This window comes from Mesorhizobium alhagi CCNWXJ12-2 (genome assembly GCF_000236565.1).
GTDB classification, from domain to species: Bacteria; Pseudomonadota; Alphaproteobacteria; order Rhizobiales; family Rhizobiaceae; genus Allomesorhizobium; species Allomesorhizobium alhagi.
This window is the reverse complement of sequence record NZ_AHAM01000149.1, coordinates 14,117-34,080: the sequence shown is the minus strand read 5'-3', so window position 1 is coordinate 34,080 and position 19,964 is coordinate 14,117. Positions and strand designations below refer to the sequence as shown.

General features: G+C 63.1%; 18 protein-coding genes. 11 read left to right on the top strand and 7 right to left on the bottom strand.

Annotated elements, in window-relative coordinates; translation table 11 throughout:
- The first annotated feature begins 107 nt into the window (after nt 1-107).
- The gene (locus tag MAXJ12_RS17820; protein WP_008837331.1) at nt 108-815 is read left to right on the top strand and encodes a GntR family transcriptional regulator; all 708 of its coding nucleotides are present in this window, start codon (nt 108-110) and stop codon (nt 813-815) included.
- Nucleotides 816-930: 115 nt separating this feature from the next.
- Here the strand turns inward: MAXJ12_RS17820 and MAXJ12_RS37675 are convergent, their stop codons facing one another.
- Nucleotides 931-1,107 carry an NUDIX hydrolase gene (locus MAXJ12_RS37675; RefSeq protein ID WP_008837330.1) on the bottom strand — a complete coding sequence of 59 codons (177 nt, stop codon included), beginning with the start codon at nt 1,105-1,107 and terminating at the stop codon, nt 931-933.
- 218 nt (nt 1,108-1,325) lie between these two features.
- Here MAXJ12_RS37675 and MAXJ12_RS17810 point away from each other — a divergent pair, with 218 nt between their 5' ends.
- From MAXJ12_RS17810 to MAXJ12_RS17800, 3 genes are all read left to right on the top strand, one after another.
- Nucleotides 1,326-1,760, top strand: a complete 435-nt coding sequence (locus MAXJ12_RS17810; protein ID WP_008837329.1) for a curlin — start codon at nt 1,326-1,328, stop codon at nt 1,758-1,760.
- Between the two features lie 71 nt (nt 1,761-1,831).
- Nucleotides 1,832-2,224, top strand: coding sequence for a curli-like amyloid fiber formation chaperone CsgH (gene csgH, locus MAXJ12_RS34475; RefSeq protein ID WP_008837328.1), 393 nt, complete (start codon nt 1,832-1,834; stop codon nt 2,222-2,224).
- A gap of 203 nt (nt 2,225-2,427) precedes the next feature.
- The gene (locus tag MAXJ12_RS17800) at nt 2,428-2,844 is read left to right on the top strand and encodes a hypothetical protein (RefSeq protein WP_008837327.1); all 417 of its coding nucleotides are present in this window, start codon (nt 2,428-2,430) and stop codon (nt 2,842-2,844) included.
- A 177-nt stretch (nt 2,845-3,021) separates the two neighbouring features.
- On the opposite strand, the gene MAXJ12_RS17795 is transcribed toward MAXJ12_RS17800, so the two are convergent.
- From MAXJ12_RS17795 to MAXJ12_RS17785, 3 genes are all read right to left on the bottom strand, one after another.
- Entirely contained in the window at nt 3,022-4,695 is a 1,674-nt protein-coding gene (locus tag MAXJ12_RS17795) for an HlyD family type I secretion periplasmic adaptor subunit (protein WP_008837326.1), read from the bottom strand.
- A 46-nt stretch (nt 4,696-4,741) separates the two neighbouring features.
- Complete coding sequence (locus MAXJ12_RS17790) at nt 4,742-6,508, bottom strand: type I secretion system permease/ATPase (protein ID WP_008837325.1); 1,767 nt, start codon at nt 6,506-6,508, stop codon at nt 4,742-4,744.
- Between the two features lie 279 nt (nt 6,509-6,787).
- On the bottom strand, nt 6,788-7,672 hold the full coding sequence (locus MAXJ12_RS17785) for a hypothetical protein (RefSeq protein ID WP_008837324.1): 885 nt from the start codon (nt 7,670-7,672) through the stop codon (nt 6,788-6,790).
- 452 nt (nt 7,673-8,124) lie between these two features.
- Here MAXJ12_RS17785 and MAXJ12_RS17780 point away from each other — a divergent pair, with 452 nt between their 5' ends.
- Together MAXJ12_RS17780 and MAXJ12_RS17775 are read left to right on the top strand one after the other, a co-directional pair.
- Nucleotides 8,125-9,711, top strand: a complete 1,587-nt coding sequence (locus tag MAXJ12_RS17780; RefSeq protein ID WP_040586672.1) for a sensor histidine kinase — start codon at nt 8,125-8,127, stop codon at nt 9,709-9,711.
- Nucleotides 9,708-10,376 (top strand): response regulator, encoded by a 669-nt coding sequence (locus MAXJ12_RS17775; RefSeq protein ID WP_008837322.1) that lies wholly within the window; start codon nt 9,708-9,710, stop codon nt 10,374-10,376. The genes MAXJ12_RS17780 and MAXJ12_RS17775 overlap by 4 nt, the downstream gene beginning before the upstream one ends.
- 207 nt (nt 10,377-10,583) lie before the next feature.
- Here the strand turns inward: MAXJ12_RS17775 and MAXJ12_RS17770 are convergent, their stop codons facing one another.
- Nucleotides 10,584-11,708, bottom strand: coding sequence for a Gfo/Idh/MocA family protein (locus MAXJ12_RS17770; RefSeq protein WP_040586670.1), 1,125 nt, complete (start codon nt 11,706-11,708; stop codon nt 10,584-10,586).
- 8 nt (nt 11,709-11,716) lie between these two features.
- Complete coding sequence (locus MAXJ12_RS17765) at nt 11,717-12,394, bottom strand: GntR family transcriptional regulator (protein WP_008837320.1); 678 nt, start codon at nt 12,392-12,394, stop codon at nt 11,717-11,719.
- Between the two features lie 130 nt (nt 12,395-12,524).
- Here MAXJ12_RS17765 and MAXJ12_RS17760 point away from each other — a divergent pair, with 130 nt between their 5' ends.
- Both MAXJ12_RS17760 and MAXJ12_RS17755 read left to right on the top strand, forming a co-directional pair.
- On the top strand, nt 12,525-13,682 hold the full coding sequence (locus MAXJ12_RS17760) for an LLM class flavin-dependent oxidoreductase (protein WP_008837319.1): 1,158 nt from the start codon (nt 12,525-12,527) through the stop codon (nt 13,680-13,682).
- Between the two features lie 64 nt (nt 13,683-13,746).
- A complete protein-coding gene (locus tag MAXJ12_RS17755; protein ID WP_008837318.1) occupies nt 13,747-14,292 on the top strand; it encodes a flavin reductase family protein in 546 nt (181 codons plus the stop codon).
- A gap of 14 nt (nt 14,293-14,306) precedes the next feature.
- Here the strand turns inward: MAXJ12_RS17755 and MAXJ12_RS17750 are convergent, their stop codons facing one another.
- A complete protein-coding gene (locus tag MAXJ12_RS17750; RefSeq protein ID WP_008837317.1) occupies nt 14,307-15,341 on the bottom strand; it encodes a LacI family DNA-binding transcriptional regulator in 1,035 nt (344 codons plus the stop codon).
- 110 nt (nt 15,342-15,451) lie between these two features.
- On the opposite strand from MAXJ12_RS17750, the gene bglB reads away from it, so the two are divergent.
- Genes bglB through MAXJ12_RS17735 form a run of 3 tightly spaced genes read left to right on the top strand, consistent with a single transcriptional unit; the run spans nt 15,452 to nt 19,907 of the window.
- Complete coding sequence (gene bglB / locus MAXJ12_RS17745) at nt 15,452-16,552, top strand: beta-galactosidase BglB (protein WP_008837316.1); 1,101 nt, start codon at nt 15,452-15,454, stop codon at nt 16,550-16,552.
- Nucleotides 16,549-17,385, top strand: coding sequence for a 5-dehydro-4-deoxy-D-glucuronate isomerase (gene kduI / locus MAXJ12_RS17740; RefSeq protein ID WP_008837315.1), 837 nt, complete (start codon nt 16,549-16,551; stop codon nt 17,383-17,385). Before bglB ends, kduI begins: the two co-directional genes overlap by 4 nt.
- Nucleotides 17,382-19,907 (top strand): hypothetical protein, encoded by a 2,526-nt coding sequence (locus MAXJ12_RS17735; RefSeq protein ID WP_008837314.1) that lies wholly within the window; start codon nt 17,382-17,384, stop codon nt 19,905-19,907. Before kduI ends, MAXJ12_RS17735 begins: the two co-directional genes overlap by 4 nt.
- Nucleotides 19,908-19,964 lie beyond the last annotated feature (57 nt).

The following is a 19,964-nucleotide window of genomic DNA, read 5'->3' as shown; positions in this document are numbered from 1 at the left end:
CTGCCATCGTCAGATTCCTCCCATGTCCGTACTTTGCATGCGAACTTGCATGCGGTCAAGTATGCCGATATCTTCCGTTCCTGTGACCACTGCGCTATTGTTCGAAAATGGTACGAACAAAATCAAAAGATACTCTGCCCGACGTCGAACTACGCCTGTCGACGGCGCAGGAAAGCGCCCGCCGCAGCCAAGGCGCCGCGTCGGAGGTATACAAACGGCTCCGACGCGCCATTGTGGAAGGGGAGATTCGCCCGAACGAGCCGCTGATCGAGGCGGATCTGGCGCAGGCGCTACAGGTTTCCCGCACGCCCATACGCGAGAGTCTTCAGCGCCTGGCGGCTGATCAGCTCATCACGCCCCGCAAGCGCGGCTGGGCGGTTCGTGAATATAGCCTGGAGGAAATTCGCGAGCGCTCCGAGGTTCGCGCCGCACTTGAGGGCTATGCGGCGCGGCTGGCCGCAACCCGGGCGACAGACGCGGAGATCGCAGCGATTGTCGCCATCCAGGACGAGCGCGACCGCACCGCCGATCTCACGCCTGCCTACCGTGTCGAGGCCAACCGCCGGTTCCACGATGCGATCATCGCCGCTGCGCGAAACACGCGTCTCGCTGACGATATTTTCAGGGTAGGCCAGTTCTACTTCAACAAGCACATCGCGAAGCTGACAACGGACGAGGAGCGCCGGCTGAACCAGCAAGACCACCGCGAGATCATCAATGCGATTCAGGCGCGTGACGGGCGTCGAGCAGAAGACGCCATGCGCTCGCACATAATGCAGACATTTACCGTGTTCCAACGTATCAGCGGCAACTAGGTCGTGGCGCCGCGAGCCCAATTCCGTTCAGCCGTATGACAGTGATTTCTTCGTATTGGCCGTCTGGCGATCGAGCCGGCTGGACGACGCGGTTACGAGCATACGCCTCCACCGACTAGGCGATGATGATCTTTCCGCCACGCTGCTTGTCCTTGCCAATTCGCTCGAAGCGACCGCGAATCCTTGTTCCAATCTCTTCCACGATAGCGCGTTGAGAGGCCGCCAATTCGCCTTCGCGATCGTCAACGAGTCCTTTCGGCACCGAGGCTCCGGCATGTGTTTCGGCGTCCAAAAGGGACCCCTGTAACGCAGGGGCTTCTGCCTCCGTCGCTTCCGCGCCTCGATGGTCGAAAGCTGACAGTCTGCAATCCCCATGCAGCCGTTGTGGCTTGCATCAGCAAAGGGTGAACCCTCCCTGAATGGCCGGTTCAGCGAAGGTTCCGACGGTCTCTGTCAGGGTCGGGTCGTTCTCAAGCGGAAATGAACCCACTGCAAACCCAGGAGGAGCAAATGACTCCCAAGCTCATCATCACCAGCGCCGTTGCCGCGATCATCGGCTTCACCTCCATGCCCGCCATGGCCAACAGCATCTGGATCGAGCAGCACGGCTGGTCGCATTCGGTCGGCGGATCCCAGGACGGCCGCCGCAACGAGATCGGCATATACCAGAACGGCGCCCGCAACAGCGCCATCGCCAAGCAGCGCGGCCGGGGCAACGTCGCCGCAGTTGGCCAGGAAGGGCGGCGCAACCGCGGCCAGGCCGAACAGCGCGGCCGCAACAACGCCGCCGGCATCGGCCAGTTCGGCTCCAGCCACAACAGCATCATGGTCCAGGACGGCAACGGCAACATCGCGGCCGGCGTTCAGGTCGGCCATGGCTGCGACGCGGCAACGTCGCAGTCCGGCCGCGGCAACGTCGCAGCGATCGTTCAGACCTGCCGCTGACCAGCAGCCCGGATCGCATGCCGGCCGGGATTTCCAAAGCCCGGCCGGCCCAATGCTCAGAGGAGATCATCATGTCGAAGCGAGTCATCCATAGAGCCCTCGGCGTCATGCCGCTCATCGCCGTGCTCGGCGTAGCCGCCGCGCTTGCAGGCCAGGCCGCGTCCGCCGACGGCCTGCTCGCCTGTGAGTTCCGCGCCGGTGCGGCAGACGGTATGACGACGATCGAGGGCATCGTTCACGCGACCGATGCGGTCGAGGGAAGCTACCGACTGTCCGTGGACGGCGGCGGCGGCGCGGGAAGCGTGCGCATCAACCAGGCCGGCGCATTCTACGCAACGCCGGACGCGCCGGCCACGCTCGGCCAAGTCATGCTGGACAGCGGCGGAACCTACGACGCCCATCTCGAGGTCAGCGGCGCCGGCTCGACCGTCATCTGCGAAGAGCTGATCGGCGGCCGGATTTGACCGTCTAAGCTCTGACCTTCGAAAAAGGCGCCCTGATCCGGGCGCCTTTTTCGTTCCGCCTGCTCCGCCGCTGCAATCGGCCCTCGTTTCTAAACGAAATCTGAACGCGCCGTTCCGGGCCGGTTCAGCCCGCCTGGTTCATGATCCACTCCAACGGCCGGGAGAGACCGGCTGTATCCGAGACACCAAGAAGGAGAACACCGATGACCCGCAAGCCCATCAAAAAACTCGCCGCCGGTCTCGTGGCGGCGATCGTCGGGCTGAGCGCGCTTTCAGCTCCCGCCGCTGCCGGTGGCTCGTTGAGCGTGCATATCGCACCCAGCAGCGCCGATTCCGGGCGCGCGCTGCGTACCGGCCTTCAACTGTACTCGTTCTACAACGCTATCAAGGGCGGCGCGAGCATCCGCCAGCGTGGCCGCAACAATTCCGCCGGCATCGGTCAGGACGGCCGCGGCAACTTCGGTGTCGTGCATCAGGAAGGCAGTGGCCACCGCGGCACGCTCCAGCAGAACGGCAACGGAAACGCCTACGGCCTGTTCCAATTCGGCCGTAACACCGACGGCCATGTGGTGCAGAACGGTTATGGCCGCGCCGGCGCGAGCTTTCAGATGGGCTGGTAGTTCGAGCGGTAGTTCCATGATGCCGTGAAGATTCAAGCGACCGAGTGTCAGCTTGCGTCCCGGATTCAGAAATTCTGAGCACGATTGTCGATGCGCCATCGCGGACGCCACGCTTCCCACATGACAAGGGCGGAAAGGTAAGGGCGAGGACCGTCAGGTCTGACTATCCACGCCTGATCATCTCTGCCGAAACGCGCCGTTGAACGAAGCCGTGAGCGGGCCGAGCAGATAGTCGAGCGCGGTGCGCTCCTGGGTTGTTATCATCACCGTCGCTGGCATCCCGGGATAAAGCTGGATCTCTGGGCTGGCCGCCAATTCCCCGGTATCCACCGCGACCATAGCGTTGTAATAGGCGAACCCTTGACGCTCGTCCGTCAGGCGGTCGGCGGAAACCTCAACCACGGTTCCGTTGATGGTCGGCGTGATGCGTTGCTTGTAGGACGTGAAATGAATCTCGGCCGGCATTCCGGGCCTCACCTCGGAAATATCCTCGACCCTGACCCGCGCTTCGACAACCAGCGAGGTTGCGTGCGGCACGATGTCCAGGATGCGCTCGCCTGGCTGAATGACGCCGTTGACCGAGAAGAAGCTTTGGTCGACGATCTTGCCCGAATAGGGGGAGCGGATCGCGTTTCGCTCGAGCGCATTATCCGCGTTGCGCAGGCGCGGCTCCACGTCCAGAAGCCGTGATTGCACGTCGTGCAAAGCGGCAGTCACTTTCATGGACTGCTCCTTCTGAAGCTGGGTGATCTGTTCGGAGAGCTCTCCCAATGCCTCCCGGCCTGAAGCGATTGCTGCTGCAGTGCTCGCTATTTCTCCCTCGAGACTTGCCGCCGCCCGGTCGAGCTGCAGAATTCTCGGCTTGGTGACGAGCCCCTTCTTGAGCAGGTCGGCGAGGCTCTCCGTCTCGTCCCGGACGGAAGTCAGTTGCTTTTGCTGCGCCTCCAGCCGGGCCTTATGCCCGACAATCTGTTCCTGCAACTGGGCCGCGCGCTGCTTGAGCATAAGCTCCTGCCCACCAATCGCCTGCCTGCGGCTTTCGAATTCCTGCCGCTGCCCTTCCATGGCCGCGTCGACGTACGGCTCAGTGCGAACGAGGAGGTCGGGCGGGAAGTCTATATGCGGGCTGCGGCTGAATTCGGCGTACAGGCGTGCCTCAGTGGCGCGCAGCACCGCATATTGCTGCGAGAGCACGTCATGTTCGGCGCGTGTTCGGCTGTCGTCGAGAACGACTAGAACATCGCCGGCCTCGACCAGATCGCCTTCACGCACCCTGATCTCCCTGACGATGCCGCCTTCGAGATGCTGCACGCTCTTGCGGTTGCCTTCCACCTTGACGACCGCTTCGCCGACGACGGCTCCGTTCAGCGGCGCCGTCGCCGCCCACGTGCCAAAGCCACCGAAAAAGAGAAGCAAGGTGATCCAGCCGGCGAAAACAGCGCCGCGCGCCGAGTCACTCGGTGGCATCGCCGCATGGCCTTCATCATTGACGGCAAGGGCTCGGGCACCCGAATATTCCCTCGGAAGTTCGGTGACGCCCCGCCGCCGGCGCTGGCGGTATAGACTGGCAAGGACGAGGAGAAGGAGGCCAGTCAGACAGACCAGAAGCCAGACCGGAATGGCTTGTACCACGTCGCCCAACCAGCGCCAGCTTTCGAGGGCATCGGAAGGGGCGGCCAACAACCACTCGACCGTCTCGTTGGAAGGCAGCACCTGAGCCCGCGCCAGAAGAGAATCGCGCAGGGCGGTGATTGGCTCGAGCGGGAGCCAACTGACGAGTTCCGCGGCGGTTCCTTTGCCGTGTTTGCCGATCTGATAAGAAGCCCACAATGCCGGCGCCGCCAGCAGCACCAGGCCGAAGATCCTTAAGACCCTCGAGGAGGGGGCGAGCGTTCGATCAGGTGGTCGCAGCATCGTCCGTAGTCCTGATTTCGTCTCCCGAAACGGCTGCTAGCGCCCGCTGCTTGACGGCTTCGGCATGGCTGGCTTTGGCCGGCACGGGGCGGGTGAGGGTGGCGACGACCTCGTCGCGCGGTCCGAAGGCGAGGACCGCTCCGTCTTTGAGGGCCAATATCTTGTCGACCGTGCCGAAAGTGGCCATGCGGTGTGAGATCACCACAACCGTGACGCCCTGATCCTTCAAACGGCCCAGGCACTCGGCCAAGGCGTTCTCGCCCTCGGCATCGAGATTGGAATTGGGCTCGTCGAGCACCACCAGGCTTGGATTGCCGAAAACAGCCCGGGCCAAAGCGATCCGTTGGCGCACGCCGCCCGAGAGCACCGCGCCGCCGTCCCCGACCTGGGTGTCGTAGCCGTCTGGCAGTCGCAGGATCTTGTCGTGCACGCCGGCCATTTGCGCGGCCAGAATGATCTCCGCATCGACATTGTCCTGGAAGCGGCCGATATTGGCGGCGATCGTGTCGGCAAAGATTTCAATGTCCTGCGGCAGATATCCGACATGGCGACCGAGCAGTTCGCGCGGCCATCGCGCGACGTCGGCGCTGTCGAGCCTCACCACGCCCGCCGTCGGCCGCTGCACGCCGACGAGTTGGCGCGCCAGGGTCGACTTGCCGGCGCCCGATGGGCCGATGACGCCTACGATTTCGCCCGGCTCCAGGCGGAAGCTAACATTGAGCAGGATAGGTTTCAGGCTACCTGGCGTAGCGCAAGTCAACCCCTCGACCGAAAGACATCCCAGCGGCTGCGGCAGGGAGAGTGGCCTCTCCCTGAGAGGGTTCGCGGCCAGAAGGTCGCGAACGCGCAGCCAGGCGGCGCGCGCCGAGACGAGATTGCGCCAGTTGCCGACCACCTGTTCCACCGGCTGCAGAGCGCGCCCCAGCAAAAGCATTGCGGCGAACATGATTCCCGCCGTCGCCATGTGCTCGATGACCAGATAGGCGCCGACGCCGAGGATCAGCGATTGCATCGCCATGCGCAGGAACTTGATCAGGCTGATCATCGCCCCGGCGCGGTCACTAGCCTCCAAATACCGGGTGAGGTACCTGTTTCGATCGCGGCTCCAGCGCTTGAGCAGCCCGCTGCTCATACCCATCGCCTGCACGACCTCTGCGTTGCGCAGGCTCATCTCGGTAAAACTGTAATTGCGGGCGGCGGCCGCATTGGCATCCTTCTGCGGTTGCCGCACCAGCCATTCGTTGAGCAGCGCCATCAGTCCAAGGATGACGGCCGAAGCCAGCGCAAAAAGTCCGAGCATCGGATGCAGCACATAGAGGACAAGAATATAGACCGGCGCCCAGGGAAGGTCGAAGATGGCGCTGATGCCGGAGCCGCTCATGAACTGACGGAAGGTGTCGAAATCGCGCAAGGGTTGGCTGCTGGCGCCATTGGCGCGCTCAAGCGTGGCAGCGACCACGCGCCCCGCGAGCAGGCCGTCGAGGCGGAGTCCAGCGCGGGCAAGCACCCTGCCACGCACTATATCCAGTGCTGCGAGCGCGGCCAAGGCCATGAGCAGCACGACCGTAAGCATCACAAGCGTGGTCAGGCTGCCGGAGGAGACCACGCGGTCGTAGACCTGCAGCATGTAGAGCGGCGCAGCGAGATAGAGCAGGTTCATGCCGAAGCTGAACAGTCCAGCCGTCAAGAAATAGCTGAGACAGGCGTCGAAGACGCGCTGGATTTCATCTGATTTTATCTTTTCTGCCACAACTACCTCAGCGTACGCAAACTAAACTACTAACTTGAATTTGCTAGCTTGACTGCCGCCGACGACTCAAAAGCCGGTATTACTACAGACTTCAAGTCGGCGACCGGGCAGTGCAAGTCAAACCGAGGTTAGCCAGCGCGGGAACCACGCTTACCGACCCGGAGGGCTGCGTAGCCTCGAGGCCTTCGATCGCCGCTCTTGAGGCAGAGAACCCCGGCGGCACCTGCTGCCGGGGTTCTCTATGCGCGCGAGCTATCCGCATTAGCGGACGCTGGCGTATCAGCCGAGGTAATCCTGACCCGACCAGGCCGTGCCTACCTGGAACGTTGTTCCATCGTAGGAGATCACCGCGTTGTACGCCCCAAGACCGTGGCCGCCGAAACCAACCGGGTTGTCCACGAGGATCCCATGAGTTGGCAAGGGATCGACGTCATTGGGATTGCCATCCAGTTCGTAGAACACTTTCGCTTCTTGGCTTCCACCCTTGATGGCGACGCCCAGAAGCACGGCGTTCTGCAAATCGTTGCCGACGCCATCCCCCGTCAGATCGGCGCTCTTGATGAAGTTCAGCGCCGTTTGGTACCAAGTATCCAGATCATCATTGACAGCAGCCGACGTGTTTACCCGGACATAGACGTCGACGTCACCGTCGCCATCCTTGTCCATATAGAAATCGACATGGGAGATATCCTGGGTCCGCGGCGGGAAATGATCGATTGGCGGCGGCGGGGGCGGCAGTTCCACGACGTCGGCGAGCTTCAGGCTGCCTTGGCCGTCAGCTCCGGTGCTGGTCGCACGGATGCCCAGTTGGGCTCCGTCTAACTGAGCGAGGGACGTTATTCCAGCTATCGTGAAGGACTTTTCCGTGTTTGGGGTTGTATAGTTGGCATCGCTGCCACCAACTGTACCCAACGCCGTACCATAGTCCCAACCGTCCAGTTTCGTTCCATCGTTGGACGAGCCGTTCATGTTGTTTGACTTCGATCCGACAGACGTGATGGCTCCGCCGTCGTTACCAAGGTCCACGAAGAAACCCTGGATGTCGGCGTTTCCAGTGATGTGCTTGATCGTAAATACGACCTGCCCGCCCACCTCTTCTGCGTATATTTCGAACTTCACGCCGGACGCAGCGTCTTCCATTGTACTGATTAGAACAGTGGCCATTTGAATTTACTCCCTACCCCATTTGTGAGCCATCAAGGCTCGATCCCCGCAGCACAAAACAAACCATGATGGCTGCTTGCCATATCCATGCTCGCAATGCAGCGAGCCGTCTATATATCCGAGGATATACATCCTTTGTTTACCTTAACTACGGGAACCAGCGGGCGAGCCCGAGCGGCGTGGGACTGTGAAGCCACTGTTTTTGGGACTTGCAGGTTTCTGCGACCGTTCCAGCGCTTTCGCTCCAGGTAAAAACGCCCCATGCGCCAGTATTCTTAACCAAATATTAGGAAATGCTTCTAACCCGTCGTCGAAACGCGCTATGCTCTTGCCGGGTAGTGGGAGCAGGGCAGCTGACATACGATCGGCGAGAGGGACGGATTCTCCGGCTCGGGACGGCGCGAGCCATTGTCCATGTGGGCAACCGGTTTCGCGATGTCCGGCCGTGGCAGATGGTGGCCATTTCGCGCTTTGCGCTCTCCGTGTTCGCACTTTTGGCGATCTATGCCGACCCGTCACAGCCGGCTCGAAGCAGCGAACTCGCCTATTACTTTCTGACCGCCTATGTGCTCTATGCCGGTGCGCTGGCGCTGCAGACAATGCGGGTTTCGCCTGGCGGGATTGCTGCGTTAGTGGTCCACGCGGTGGACATCGCCGTTTTCAGCGTCCTCATTTACTTGACGGAAGGGCCGACCAGCCCGTTCTTCGTGTTCTTCACTTTCGCTCTTTTCTCGGCGACCCTGCGGTGGAGCTGGCATGGTGTGATTGCGACCGCGATCCTGATCGTGGTCATCTACGGTGTTCTTGCTGCGACAGCGGATATCGAGCACGGCGAGGACACAACCAGGACCATTCTGCGCAGTGCCTATCTCATCGTGGCGGGCGTCCTTTTCCTGTATTTTGTGGCGATCCTGGAGCGAGAGCGCCTCCGCTATGCGCGGTTGGCGGCGTGGCCTGCTGGAACCACTACGGACGAGCGGTTTCCGGACCTTGATCCGATATTCGCCCACCTGTCTGAAACGACCAATGTCCCGCGTGTTCTGGTCGTCTGGGAGGATCACTATGAACCGCATCGGTATATCGCGGAGTTCGTGGGCGGCTCCACCCGATATTCCATGGAAGATGCGGTTGACGCCGAAGCGGTCGACCCTGCTCCCGGCAAGGTCAAATCGCGCGTGCGTGCAGCCCCCCGGGTCGGCGTCCATAACGAGATTCCGAACCAGATCCTGACCGACCACGAGATATTGCATTCGGCCATGGCTCCCTTCGACGGCGCGTCCCACAGCGGTTGGCTCTTTCTTGTCGGAGAAAGGCATCTCGGGGACGATCTGTTGCCGTTGGCCGCCATCGCGGCGCTCCGGATCGGCGCGGAGATAGAGCATCACTATCTCAGGGCGAAGCTGGTGGAGGCGGCGGTGCGGGAAGGCAGGAGCAAGCTTGCAAGGGATATTCACGACAGCCTGCTGCAATCCTTGGCGGCGATCGGGCTGCAGCTGAAAGCCCTGGAGCAGGGACTTTCCCTGACCGAAAGCCGCCAAGTCGTCGAGATCAGGAACTCGATAGCGGAACAGCAGAACCGGCTTCGCCATTTCGTCTCCGAAGCTCGCGGCGACGACCGCCGACATGCAGTGGACGCGCTTGTCGAAGCCACCGTGGCGAAAGTGTTGAAAGAAATGGAGGCGCAGTGGAACTGCAAGATATCGCAGTCTGTATATCCGGCCGGCCTCCTCGCCAGGAGGGAAACCGCCGAGGGCCTGTCGCTGTTCATAGCCGAGGCAGTTGCCAACGGGGTTCGGCATGGGGGAGCAACGAGATTTCAACTAGACGTGGTTGCGTCTGAAAAGGCGTTGTCCGTCGCCCTGCGGGACAATGGCAGCGGCCTTCCCGGGTGGTCCGGCGCCGCTCCCCACGAAATCGTGTTCGGGCAAAACCTCGGTTCTGCTTCCCTAAGGCGCAGAGCCAGAGACCTTGGCGCGGTGATGAATTTCTTCAGCTCGCCGGACGGTCTGGACATCAATTTAACGGTCCCGCTCAAATGAGCCTCTGCCCCACGCCTACGACAATATTAGTCGCCGATGATCATCCACTTATTCTGCGCGGCTTGTCGGATTTGATACGAGGCGATCCGAACCTGGAGGTCCTTGCCACTTGCACCGATGGACTCACCGCGTTTGAGCAGATCCGAAAATACAGACCTGCCATCGCTGTCGTGGACCAGAACATGCCAGAGATGAGCGGGCTCGACATATTGATGGAAACCAAAGCGGCCGGTCTGCCGACGCGCGTCGTGCTTCTGACAGCCGACATCGGGGACGCGGATATCGTGAGTGCCGTATTCGGCGGCGTTGATGGTCTCGTTATGAAAAATGCCGCACCCGACACGCTCGTGGATTGCCTGCGCGAAGTGGCCTCTGGCCGGCGATGGCTCCCCTCATATACGGTCGCAGTAGCCATTGACCGGGAGACCGAACGACGCAATCGGGCCTGCGATCTATTCCGGCTGCTCACGCATCGGGAGCGGGAGATCGTGGCGCTGGCTAGCCGCGGCCTGTCCAACAAGGAGATCGCACGAAGCCTCGGGATAGCAGAAGGCACCGCCAAGATTCACCTGAATAGCATATATTCCAAGCTGAACGTAGCGAGCCGAGCGTCATTGCTGGCAGCAGTGGGCGAATACTTGGATCTGCTAATTCTAAAATCCTGATGGCATCTGCGAAAAGTCGAAAATGCCGGACTAACGCAGGCGGAGCCATAGCCGTCCGCCCAGCTGACAGTGCCCAGAAGATTGTGTGACCGCTTTTCCGGTCAATCCTGACCTTCAAAATTACAAAAGGAACAGCCGCTCATGGCGCAACCTTCCTGTTCGGGAACCGGAAGAATTGACCCCCTTGAGCGCATTTACGGCAGTCAATCAACGGGGCAGTGAATCACATCCGAGCGCCAGCGGCTCGGCGATGGCCATTCCCTCGTGTGCGGAGCGCTGTGCCGCCATACCCATGACCACGGCCCGCCAGCCATCGTCGGCCGTGACCTCGATCGGGCCCTCTCCGCGTATGGCCGCGCAGAAACGCTTGTGCTGGAAAAAGGTCGAGCCGTTGTGATCGCCGGCGGCAAGCAGGGTTGGATCGACCGGCAGCTCGATGGTGTAAGGGCTTTCGGGCCGGCGCGGGGTGGCGATCAGTTGCGGCGTGGGCAGCGGCCCCAGGTTCTCCGGCCAGAAGCGGCTCGGCCCGGGAACAAGGCATTCGATCTTGCCCTTTTCCCCGACTGCAATGATTTCCTCCTGGTAGCGGCTGCCATCGGCGAACATGCAGAGCTCCAGCATGGCGCGCGCACCGCTGGCGAAATCGACCAGCACATAGCCGTTGTCCCAGATGTCGGGAGTCTCTCCGCCATAGTTTTCGTGGAGATGGTTCACCGCCTGGCCCGCCGAGGCCATGACGCGCACCGGCTCCGACTTCAAAATGAGCCGCATCAGATCGAAGAAATGGCAGCATTTTTCCACGAAAGTGCCGCCGGAAGTCCGGTTGAAGCGGTTCCAGGCGCCGATCTTGTCGAGGAAGGGATAGCGGTGCTCGCGGATGGTCAGCATTCGGATGCCGCCGGTCACCGCCTGCGCCTCGCGGATGAAGCGGGCCACTGGCGGCATGTAGCGATACTCCATCGCCACCCAAATCGGCGCCGGATAGGTTTGCGCGAAGGCTTTCACCGCGCTGGCCTCGGCGGCGTCGATGAAAAGCGGCTTTTCGACCAGGACCGGGAGGGCGCGCGTTGCGGCGACCTCGCGCAACTGTTCGAAATGACAATGATTGGGGCTGGCTATCAGCAGGCAGTCGATGGCCGGATGCGATATGACCTCGGCGGCGGCGTCGACAAGAGCGGCCCCCGGCGCGAGGGTTCCGGCGATTCTGCGCATCTCGGGGTCGGGCTCGAAGATCGCCGCAACGCCGGCATCGGGCAGCAATGCGATGTTTCTCAGATGCTCCTGGCCCATCATGCCGCAGCCGATGACGCCATACATAACGGGCTTGTTCATGCGGGTCCCTATCTTAGCCGCGCGACGTAGCGCGCGATCGTGTGATCAAACCAGGTGCGGGAGAACTCCGCACTCGTCCCGTCCTGCGTCCAGCCGATGCGCTCGATGAAGCCGGCGGCCGCACCGGCCGGCCGGCCGAATTCGCGCGGCGCCCAGCCGGGCACCTCGCCGACGCTGACGCGATCCTCCGCGCGGGCGATCCAGAAACCAAGCGCCTTGCGATAGTAAAGATAGAGCGAGTCCGACAGATCCTCCGGGGCGATAATGTTCGCATAGGAGCCGTCGAGCCATATCTCCTCAATGGCCGCCGGCTTGCCGCCGAGGCTGCGCAGCCGGCGGATGCGGTGGCCTTCGGCGTTCGATCCGAATTGCGGCATGTCGGCGGTCTTCGGCAGCCGGTCGACCGAGAGCACCCGCGCTGTCGGCAGTCCACCGCCCTCGATGAGCTCCAGCCGGAACATGGAGTAGATGCTGTCGACGTTCGGCTTCGCGCGGACGTAATTGCCGGAGCCCTGGATGCGCTCCAGCAGGCCCTTGCGGTCGAGGTCTGCGAGCGCCTTGCGCAACGTGCCCACCGCGATACTGAGGCTGGTTGCCATCTCGCGCTCCGGCGGCAGCTTCTCGCCATCTATCATGCGGCCGGCCGCGATCTCACGGATCAGCATTTCGCTGATCTGCTGATGCATGGGAAGCGAATAGCGGGCTGTCACGGTCCTGGCACGAAGGAAAATTGATACACTATTGATCTACACCAACGCAGATGTTATTCAAGCGAAAAGTGCAGCCGCCTCCAACCGCTGCAGCATGAGGTCAAGCATGACGGTCGTGCCTATTACGTCCGCCGATCTGGACGCAGCCGAAGTCGCGTGGTTCTCTGCGCTCTGCTCCGACGATTTCCGCTATCTCGGTGTGCCTGACGGCAGCCTGCGCTCGAGCTGGGAGCACTGTTCCGACATCGTAAAGACGGCGGAGGAGATGGGCTTCCGCAACGTCCTGTGCCCGTCCTCCTATCAGGTGGGGCAGGACACGCTGTCCTTCGTGGCGGGCTGTGCGCCGATCACTTCGAAGATCAACCTGCTGGCGGCGGTTCGCTGCGGTGAGATGCAGCCGATCATGCTGGCGCGCACTGTGGCCACACTCGACCACATGCTGAAGGGCCGGTTGACGATCAACATCATCTCTTCCGACTTTCCGGGCGAGACCGCGGACAGTACGTTCCGCTACCGCCGCTCGCACGAGGTGGTGGAGATCCTGCGCCAGGCCTGGACGCGGGACGAGATCGACCACCAGGGCGAGATTTACCAGTTCAAGAAAGTGTCGGCCGATCCGGCGAAACCCTACCAGCAGAACGGCGGACCGCTGCTCTATTTCGGCGGCTACTCGCCGGACGCGCTGGAGCTCTGCGGCGCGCAATGCGACGTCTACCTGATGTGGCCGGAGACCAAGGAAATGCTGGCGCAGCGCATGCGCGACGTCAACGAGCGCGCCGCCGCCCATGGACGCACGCTCGACTACGGACTGCGCGTGCACATGATCGTGCGCGACACCGAAGCAGAGGCGCGCGAATATGCCCGCGAACTCGTGTCGAAACTCGACGACGAGAAGGGCAGGGCGATCCGCGAGCGGGCGCTCGATTCCACTTCCCTCGGCGTGGCGCACCAGGCGAAGAACCGCGACCTCGCCGACGAGGAAGGCTATGTCGAGCGGCATCTGTGGACCGGCGTCGGCCGCGCGCGCTCGGGTTGCGGGGCCGCAATCGTGGGCTCGGCCGACCAGGTCCTTTCCAAGATCGAGGAATACAAGAAGATGGGCATCCGCGCCTTCATCTTCTCCGGCTATCCGCATATCGACGAATGCCTTTCCTTCGGCAAGCGCGTGCTGCCGGAGCTGAAAACCTGCTCGCTTCCGCATGTATATGGCAGGGTGCCCGCCAGCACCCCGGCGACACCCCTCGGCACAGGGGAGCGTCGCTGATGCAACGGGGTCGGGCTGGCCACATCGAGTTCCGTGTTGCCATGCCTGGACAGGAGACAGCCTGATGTACCACTTTGCCGATCGCGCCATGCCTATGAAAAGCTTCGTCCCCGGTCCGGAAAGGAAGCGCGAGTTCCGTGACGCGCTAGGCCGATTTGCCACCGGCGTCACCATCATCACCACCGTCACACAAGCCGGGCCGGTAGGCATCACCGCCAACAGCTTCGCGTCCGTCTCGCTCGATCCGCCCATCGTGCTCTGGTCGATCGGCCGCCATTCCAAGCGCTTCGACGCGTTCGCCGATTGCGAGAACTTCGCCGTCCACGTGCTCGGCGCCGAGCAGCTCGACCTCGGCCGGCGCTTCGCACGGTCGGGCGATGCGTTTGCAGGGCTTGCCTTCGGCGAAAACGAGGCCGGCGTGCCGCTGCTCGCGGAGTGCCTGTCGCGCTTCGAATGCAGCCGGGTGGCTGCGCATGACGGCGGCGACCATCTGATCATGCTAGGGCAGGTGACGGCGGCGACTCTGCGCGACGGGGAGCCGCTGCTTTTCGCGCGCGGCGAATATGGCCGCTTTGACGGGTTTTCTCGGCCCGACCGGCTGGAGACGTGAGCGCCGAACCTCGATCAGGCGCGGGCCGGCCCGGTCGACTGTCGTTCTACAATGTGACAGGCGAGCTCGACGCGGCGGGGCGGCAGGTCCATGCCGCCGAGGTCGTCGAGCAAAAGGTCGAGCGAGGCTGCTCCGATCTCGCGCATAGGAATGTGCATGGTGGTGAGCGGCGGATTCTGGAAAGCCGCCTGCGGCAGGTCGTCCATGCCCATCACAGACACGTCGGCAGGGACATGGTAGCCCGCGCGTTCGATGCCCATCATGGCGCCGACGGCGAGACTGTCGCCAGCGGCAAGCACGGCGGTAAAATCGAGCCCGCGGGTTGCGATGCGGCTCGCCACCGCTTCCGCCGCAAGCTCGGGCAGCCAGTCCTCCACCTCGATTGCGGCAGCGGGGTTGATGCCGCGCGCCTTCAGGGCGTCCTGCCAGCCTTCGAAGCGACGCTCGATGGTGCGGCGACCGCGGCGCATGAGGAAGAGAATGCGCTTGTGGCCGAGGTCGAGCAGATGCTCGGCCGCGAGCCGCGCGGCGGAGCGGTTGCAGGGCGTTACCGAGGAGTGTCGCATCGCCGGATCGTCTCCATTGACGAGCACGATCGGCTTGCCGAAGCCGCTGGTGAGCGTGAGCACGGTCTCGTCGTCGAGCGTGAGGAACAGGCACCCGGCGACGCTTTCGTCCGCTTCGGCTTCTTCGAGCAGCGCAACCTCCTCGTCTGCTCTGGCGATCGCACGCGTGACGAGCTCTACGCCGAGCGTGCGGGCGCGCTCGTTCAGCCCTTCGAGCACATAGGAGGTGAACTGACTGCGCAGGTGGTCGATCATCGCCGCGCTACTGGCAGCAAGGTAGACCTTACGGCCGGCAATCGAAGTGGGGATCTTGTAGTTGAGGCTCTTGGCCGTCTCGATGATCTTTTCGCGCAGGTCGGCGCGCACGCCCTTGCCACCGGCAAGCGCGCGCGAGGCGGTGCTGATCGAAACCCGGCAGCGCGCCGCGATATCCTCCAGCCGCACCCGACGGCTCGGCCTACCGCGCTTTCCGCTATTCAGCATCGCGCCTGTTCTCCCGAAGAGGACTGCAAGGTGCAAAAAATTTTCAGATTGCGCAAGAAAAACCGTTGTGGAACTTTCCGGTCGGGCATCGCAGGCTTTTGGGAGGAGTTATGGCGCCATCGGCAGCACAGATGCGTTCGCAGCTCGAGCTACTGGTCAATGGCTTTACGCGGCTGCGCCATGATGGACGCTTCGACGAGCCAAATCTCGACGGTACGGCGGGCGACTATATCAGCTTCGATTCGTGGGAATGGCCGCAAGGCGTCGGGCTGTACGGGCTGGTGCGGCTGTGGCAGCACACCGGCGACGAAGCGCTGAAGAAGACGGTCGACGACTGGTATTCCCGCCACCTAGCCGCCGGCCTGCCGCCGATGAACATCAACACGACCGCCCCGATGCTGGCGCTATCGTTGCTGTGGAGTGAAACGCGCGATCCGCGTTGGGAAAAGCCGCTGGCCGACTGGGCCGACAGGCTGATGCGCGAGATGCCTCGCACGCCGGAGGGCGGCTTCCAGCACAACGTCTCCGACAAGATCAACGACGACGAGTTGTGGGACGACACGCTGTTCATGGCGGGCCTGTTTCTCGCCGCCTACGGGCGCGCCGCCGGCAATCAGAACTATGTCGACGAGGCGGTGCGGCAGTTTCTCGTGCATGCGCGCTATCTCGCCGGCCCGCATTCGGGGCTGTGGTTCCACGGCTGGACCTTTGCCGGCCGGCACAATTTCGCCCGCGCCTTGTGGGCGCGGGGAAACGCCTGGATCACGGTCGGCATACTCGACCTCGTCGAGATCGGCGGCATCGGCAAGCCGGTGGAGGCCTATCTGCTCGGCGTGCTGGAGGCGCAGATCGAGGCGCTGCTCGAGCTGCAGACACCTTCGGGGGCATGGCGCACGCTGCTCGATGACCCGACTTCCTACGAAGAAATGTCGGCGACCGCGGGCTTCGGCTACGGGCTGCTCAAGGCGGCACGCATCGGCGTGGGACCGAAAGGATGCCGCGCGGCGGGGCTGAAGGCGCTGGAAGCGGTGATGGCCAACATCGATGCCGACGGCGTGCTCGGCAACGTCTCCTATGGCACGCGCATGGGCCACGACCTGCAGCACTATCGCGACATTCCGCTCCAGCCGACCGGCTACGGGCAGGCGCTGGCGATCCTGTGCCTCACCGAGGGCATGATCCACGCCGAAGGCGCGGAGAAGGCGGCATGACAATGCGTGTTGTCTACGGCGCCGGGCCTGGCGATATCGATAGCTACGGCACGGAGCGGCTACGGTCGGAGTTCCTGGTCGAAAATCTGTTCCGGCCGGGCCGGATCGAGTTCGCTTACACGCATGTCGACCGCTTGATCGTCGGCGGGGCGGTCCCGACAGACAAGCCGCTCGCCTTCGGCGACGGGGCAGATGTCGGCACGCCGCATTTGTTCACCGCGCGGGAGATGGGCATCGCCAATCTCGGCGGTGGCGGAACGATCATCGTTGACGGGAAAAGCTTCGCGCTCGCCAATCGCGACATCCTCTATGTCGGGCGTGGAGCGAAGGAGATAACGCTCGCCAGCGACGATGCGGCCGAGCCCGCCCGGTTCTACATGAACTCTGTGCCGGCAGGCGCGGACATTCCGCACCGGCTGATCAGCCGGGCGGAATCGAAGCCGCTCGATCTCGGCGAGGAGCGGCGCGCCAACAGGCGGACGCTGCGCATGTACATCCATCCCGAGGTCACGCCGTCCTGCCTGCTCCTGATGGGCATCACCGATTTCGCGCCCGGCAGCGTCTGGAATACCATGCCGCCGCACCTGCATGAGCGGCGGATGGAGGCGTATCTCTATTTCGACCTGGCAGCCGAGGATCGGGTGGTCCACCTGATGGGCCGGCCGGAAAACACGCGCCATCTGATGGTCGCCAACGGCGACTGCGTCATCTCGCCGGCCTGGTCGATCCATATGGGCAGCGGCACCGGCCCATATGCCTTCGTCTGGGGCATGACCGGCGAGAACCAGGCCTACAACGACGTGTCGCCCGTGCCCCTGGAGAGCCTGCGATGAGCGCGGCAGGGCTCATCGAGGCCGATTTTGCGCTGCGGCGACCGCTGGAGGCGGGCAGGCAGGTGGTCTACTGGGGACTGGGTGCGACGTCGGAGCATCGCTACGACGTTCCAGACCAACCGATGAAGGGGGAAATGGACCCCTTCTTCTTCCTGACCAAGCACAAGAACTTCATTCCGCACGAATATCCCTGCCGCACCTGGTTCGCCGCCGAGCGGCGCGGCAAGCGGCCGGCGCCGCAAGGCGCGTTCGAGCCGGAACGCGTCTGGCTGCCCTTCGGCTCACCGCGCGTCGATCTCTCAGGCTTCTGGTTCCGCCCGACGGTGCTCGGGACATGGGCGCGAACGGTGATCGTGGCGAAAGCCGCAGGTTCCGCGCGCCTGAAGTTGCGCGCCTGCGGCGGTGCGGTGCTGTTCATCAACGGCGCCGAGATCGGCTGGATGGCGCCGTATGGACGCAATCTGGAAACGGCGCAGGAGTTCGATGCCGAACTCGTCGCGGGCACAAACGACATCCGCATCTGGTTCGACGATCTGGCCGAGCGGGACGTGCGCTATTATTTCCAACTCGACTACCTCTCGGGCCCGGCGGCCGAGCAGGCGCTGCCGGCGAGCGCGCCGGGCGGTCTGGCCGCAGCGATCGAAACCGCGCTGGAAGCCATGCATTTCGAAAAGCCGGCCTATTCGGGCGGCGAGGTCGCGCTCGTCACTCATTCCCAGCTGCCGGTCGCGGTCGATGTCGCGATCGAGGTCGAAGGCGACTTCATGTCGATCGAGGAGCCGGTCTCGTTCAGGAGGCGGCTCGAAATTGGCGAGACCCGGTTGCCAATCGCCGCGACGGAGCAACTGCCGGCCGATTTCAGACATTTCAAGGTGTCACTCACCGCGTCGAGCTTCACCGCTTCGCGCGTGTTCGGCGTCGAAATATGCCACGCCGACCGGCAGGGTCTGGCTCCGGCGACGCTGGAACAGCGCATTACGGAAGCGTTGGACGAGATTTCCAACCACGCCGAGAGCGATACGGTGCGGGCGCTGGCGCAGCTCGCGACCGGGCGCGGCGGACCGGAAACGAACGCGATGATCCTTGGCGCGTTGCCGGCGATCGAGGACTGCCACGACTGCGCCGATTTCATCCTCGTGCCGCTGCTCTGGTGCCGGCGCCGTTTTGTCGACGCAATAGGGGCGGAGGTGCGCGAGCGCATCGATGCCGCCATCCTGAACTACCGCTACTGGATGGACGAGCCCGGCAACGATGTGCAGTGGTATTTTTCAGAGAACCACGCGCTGCTGTTTCATACGGCCGCCTACCTCGCTGGCCACATGTTCCCGCAGGAGCGATTCGTGCGCTCGGGACGCCTCGGGAGCGAGCATTCAGCCGCCGGCCTTGCTCGCGTGCGCGCCTGGCTCGACCATTTCGAGGAATGGGAAATGGCCGAGTTCAACTCCGCGCCGTATTTCCCGATTGATCTCAAGGGCCTCACCGCGCTCTTCGCGCTGGCGCCGGACGCGGATGTCCGCATCCGGGCCGGTGCGGCGATCGTCCGGCTGCTCGATATCGTCGCCCGCTCGGCGCACCACGGCGTGCTGACTGGCGCACAGGGACGGTCGTATGAGCATACGCTGCGGCCGGCGCGTTCGCTCGAACTGTCGGGTGTGGCGCGGCTCGTCTGGGGTAAAGGTTTCTATGGCAAGCGCTTCCACGCGCTGCCGCAGCTTGCCCTTTGCCTTCGCGACCACGGGCTGGAATTGCCCTCGTCGCAGGCCGAGATTGCTTCCTTCCGGCGCGAAGGAGGGCAGGAATGGTGTTTTGCGCAGGGCCAGAACCGGATCGCGAAGCTCTATCACTATAAGACGCGCGACTACGCGATGGGTAGTGCGGCCGCCTACCGCTGGAACGAGTGGGGCTATCAGGAAACGGTGCTGCATTTACGCCTGGGCGACGATCCGGACGCACAGGTGTGGATCAACCATCCCGGCGAGGTCATCCATTCGGGTTACGGCAGACCGTCCTACTGGGGCGGTTCCGGCACGCTGCCGCGCGTGCACCAATATCGCGGGCTCGCAGTTGTCATCTTCGATTGCGCGGCCGAGCAGCCGGACTTCACGCATGCCTGGTTTCCGCAGAGTGCGTTCATGAAGTCGCGGATCGACGGAAACCGCGCTTTCGCGCAAAGCGCAGGCGGGCTTTTGCTGCTGAAGGCGGACAGGGATTTCGAACCGGTCGAGCGGGGTCCGACCGCCGGCAACGAATTACGGGCGCCAGGCCATAAGGCGGTCTGGATCGTCAGACTTGGACAGGCTGATATCCAGGGACCGCTCGAGGCTTTCGCCTCGTTATTTGCGAATCTGGACGTCAGACGCGGGGAGGGCGACGGACTGTCGATCGACGATCCGGAATACGGCGAGGTGGTTTTCCACGCAGACGGACGCATTGAGGCAGAGGACCGCATTGTCGATCCCACCCTATGGACGGTCGCGGGCGAGGCGGTCATCCTGCCGTGCGGTCCGCTGAGGAGGAGATAGCCGGTAGCGCCGGCGGGAGCATACAACCAAGCGGATCGGGAGCCGCGCAACGGAGGA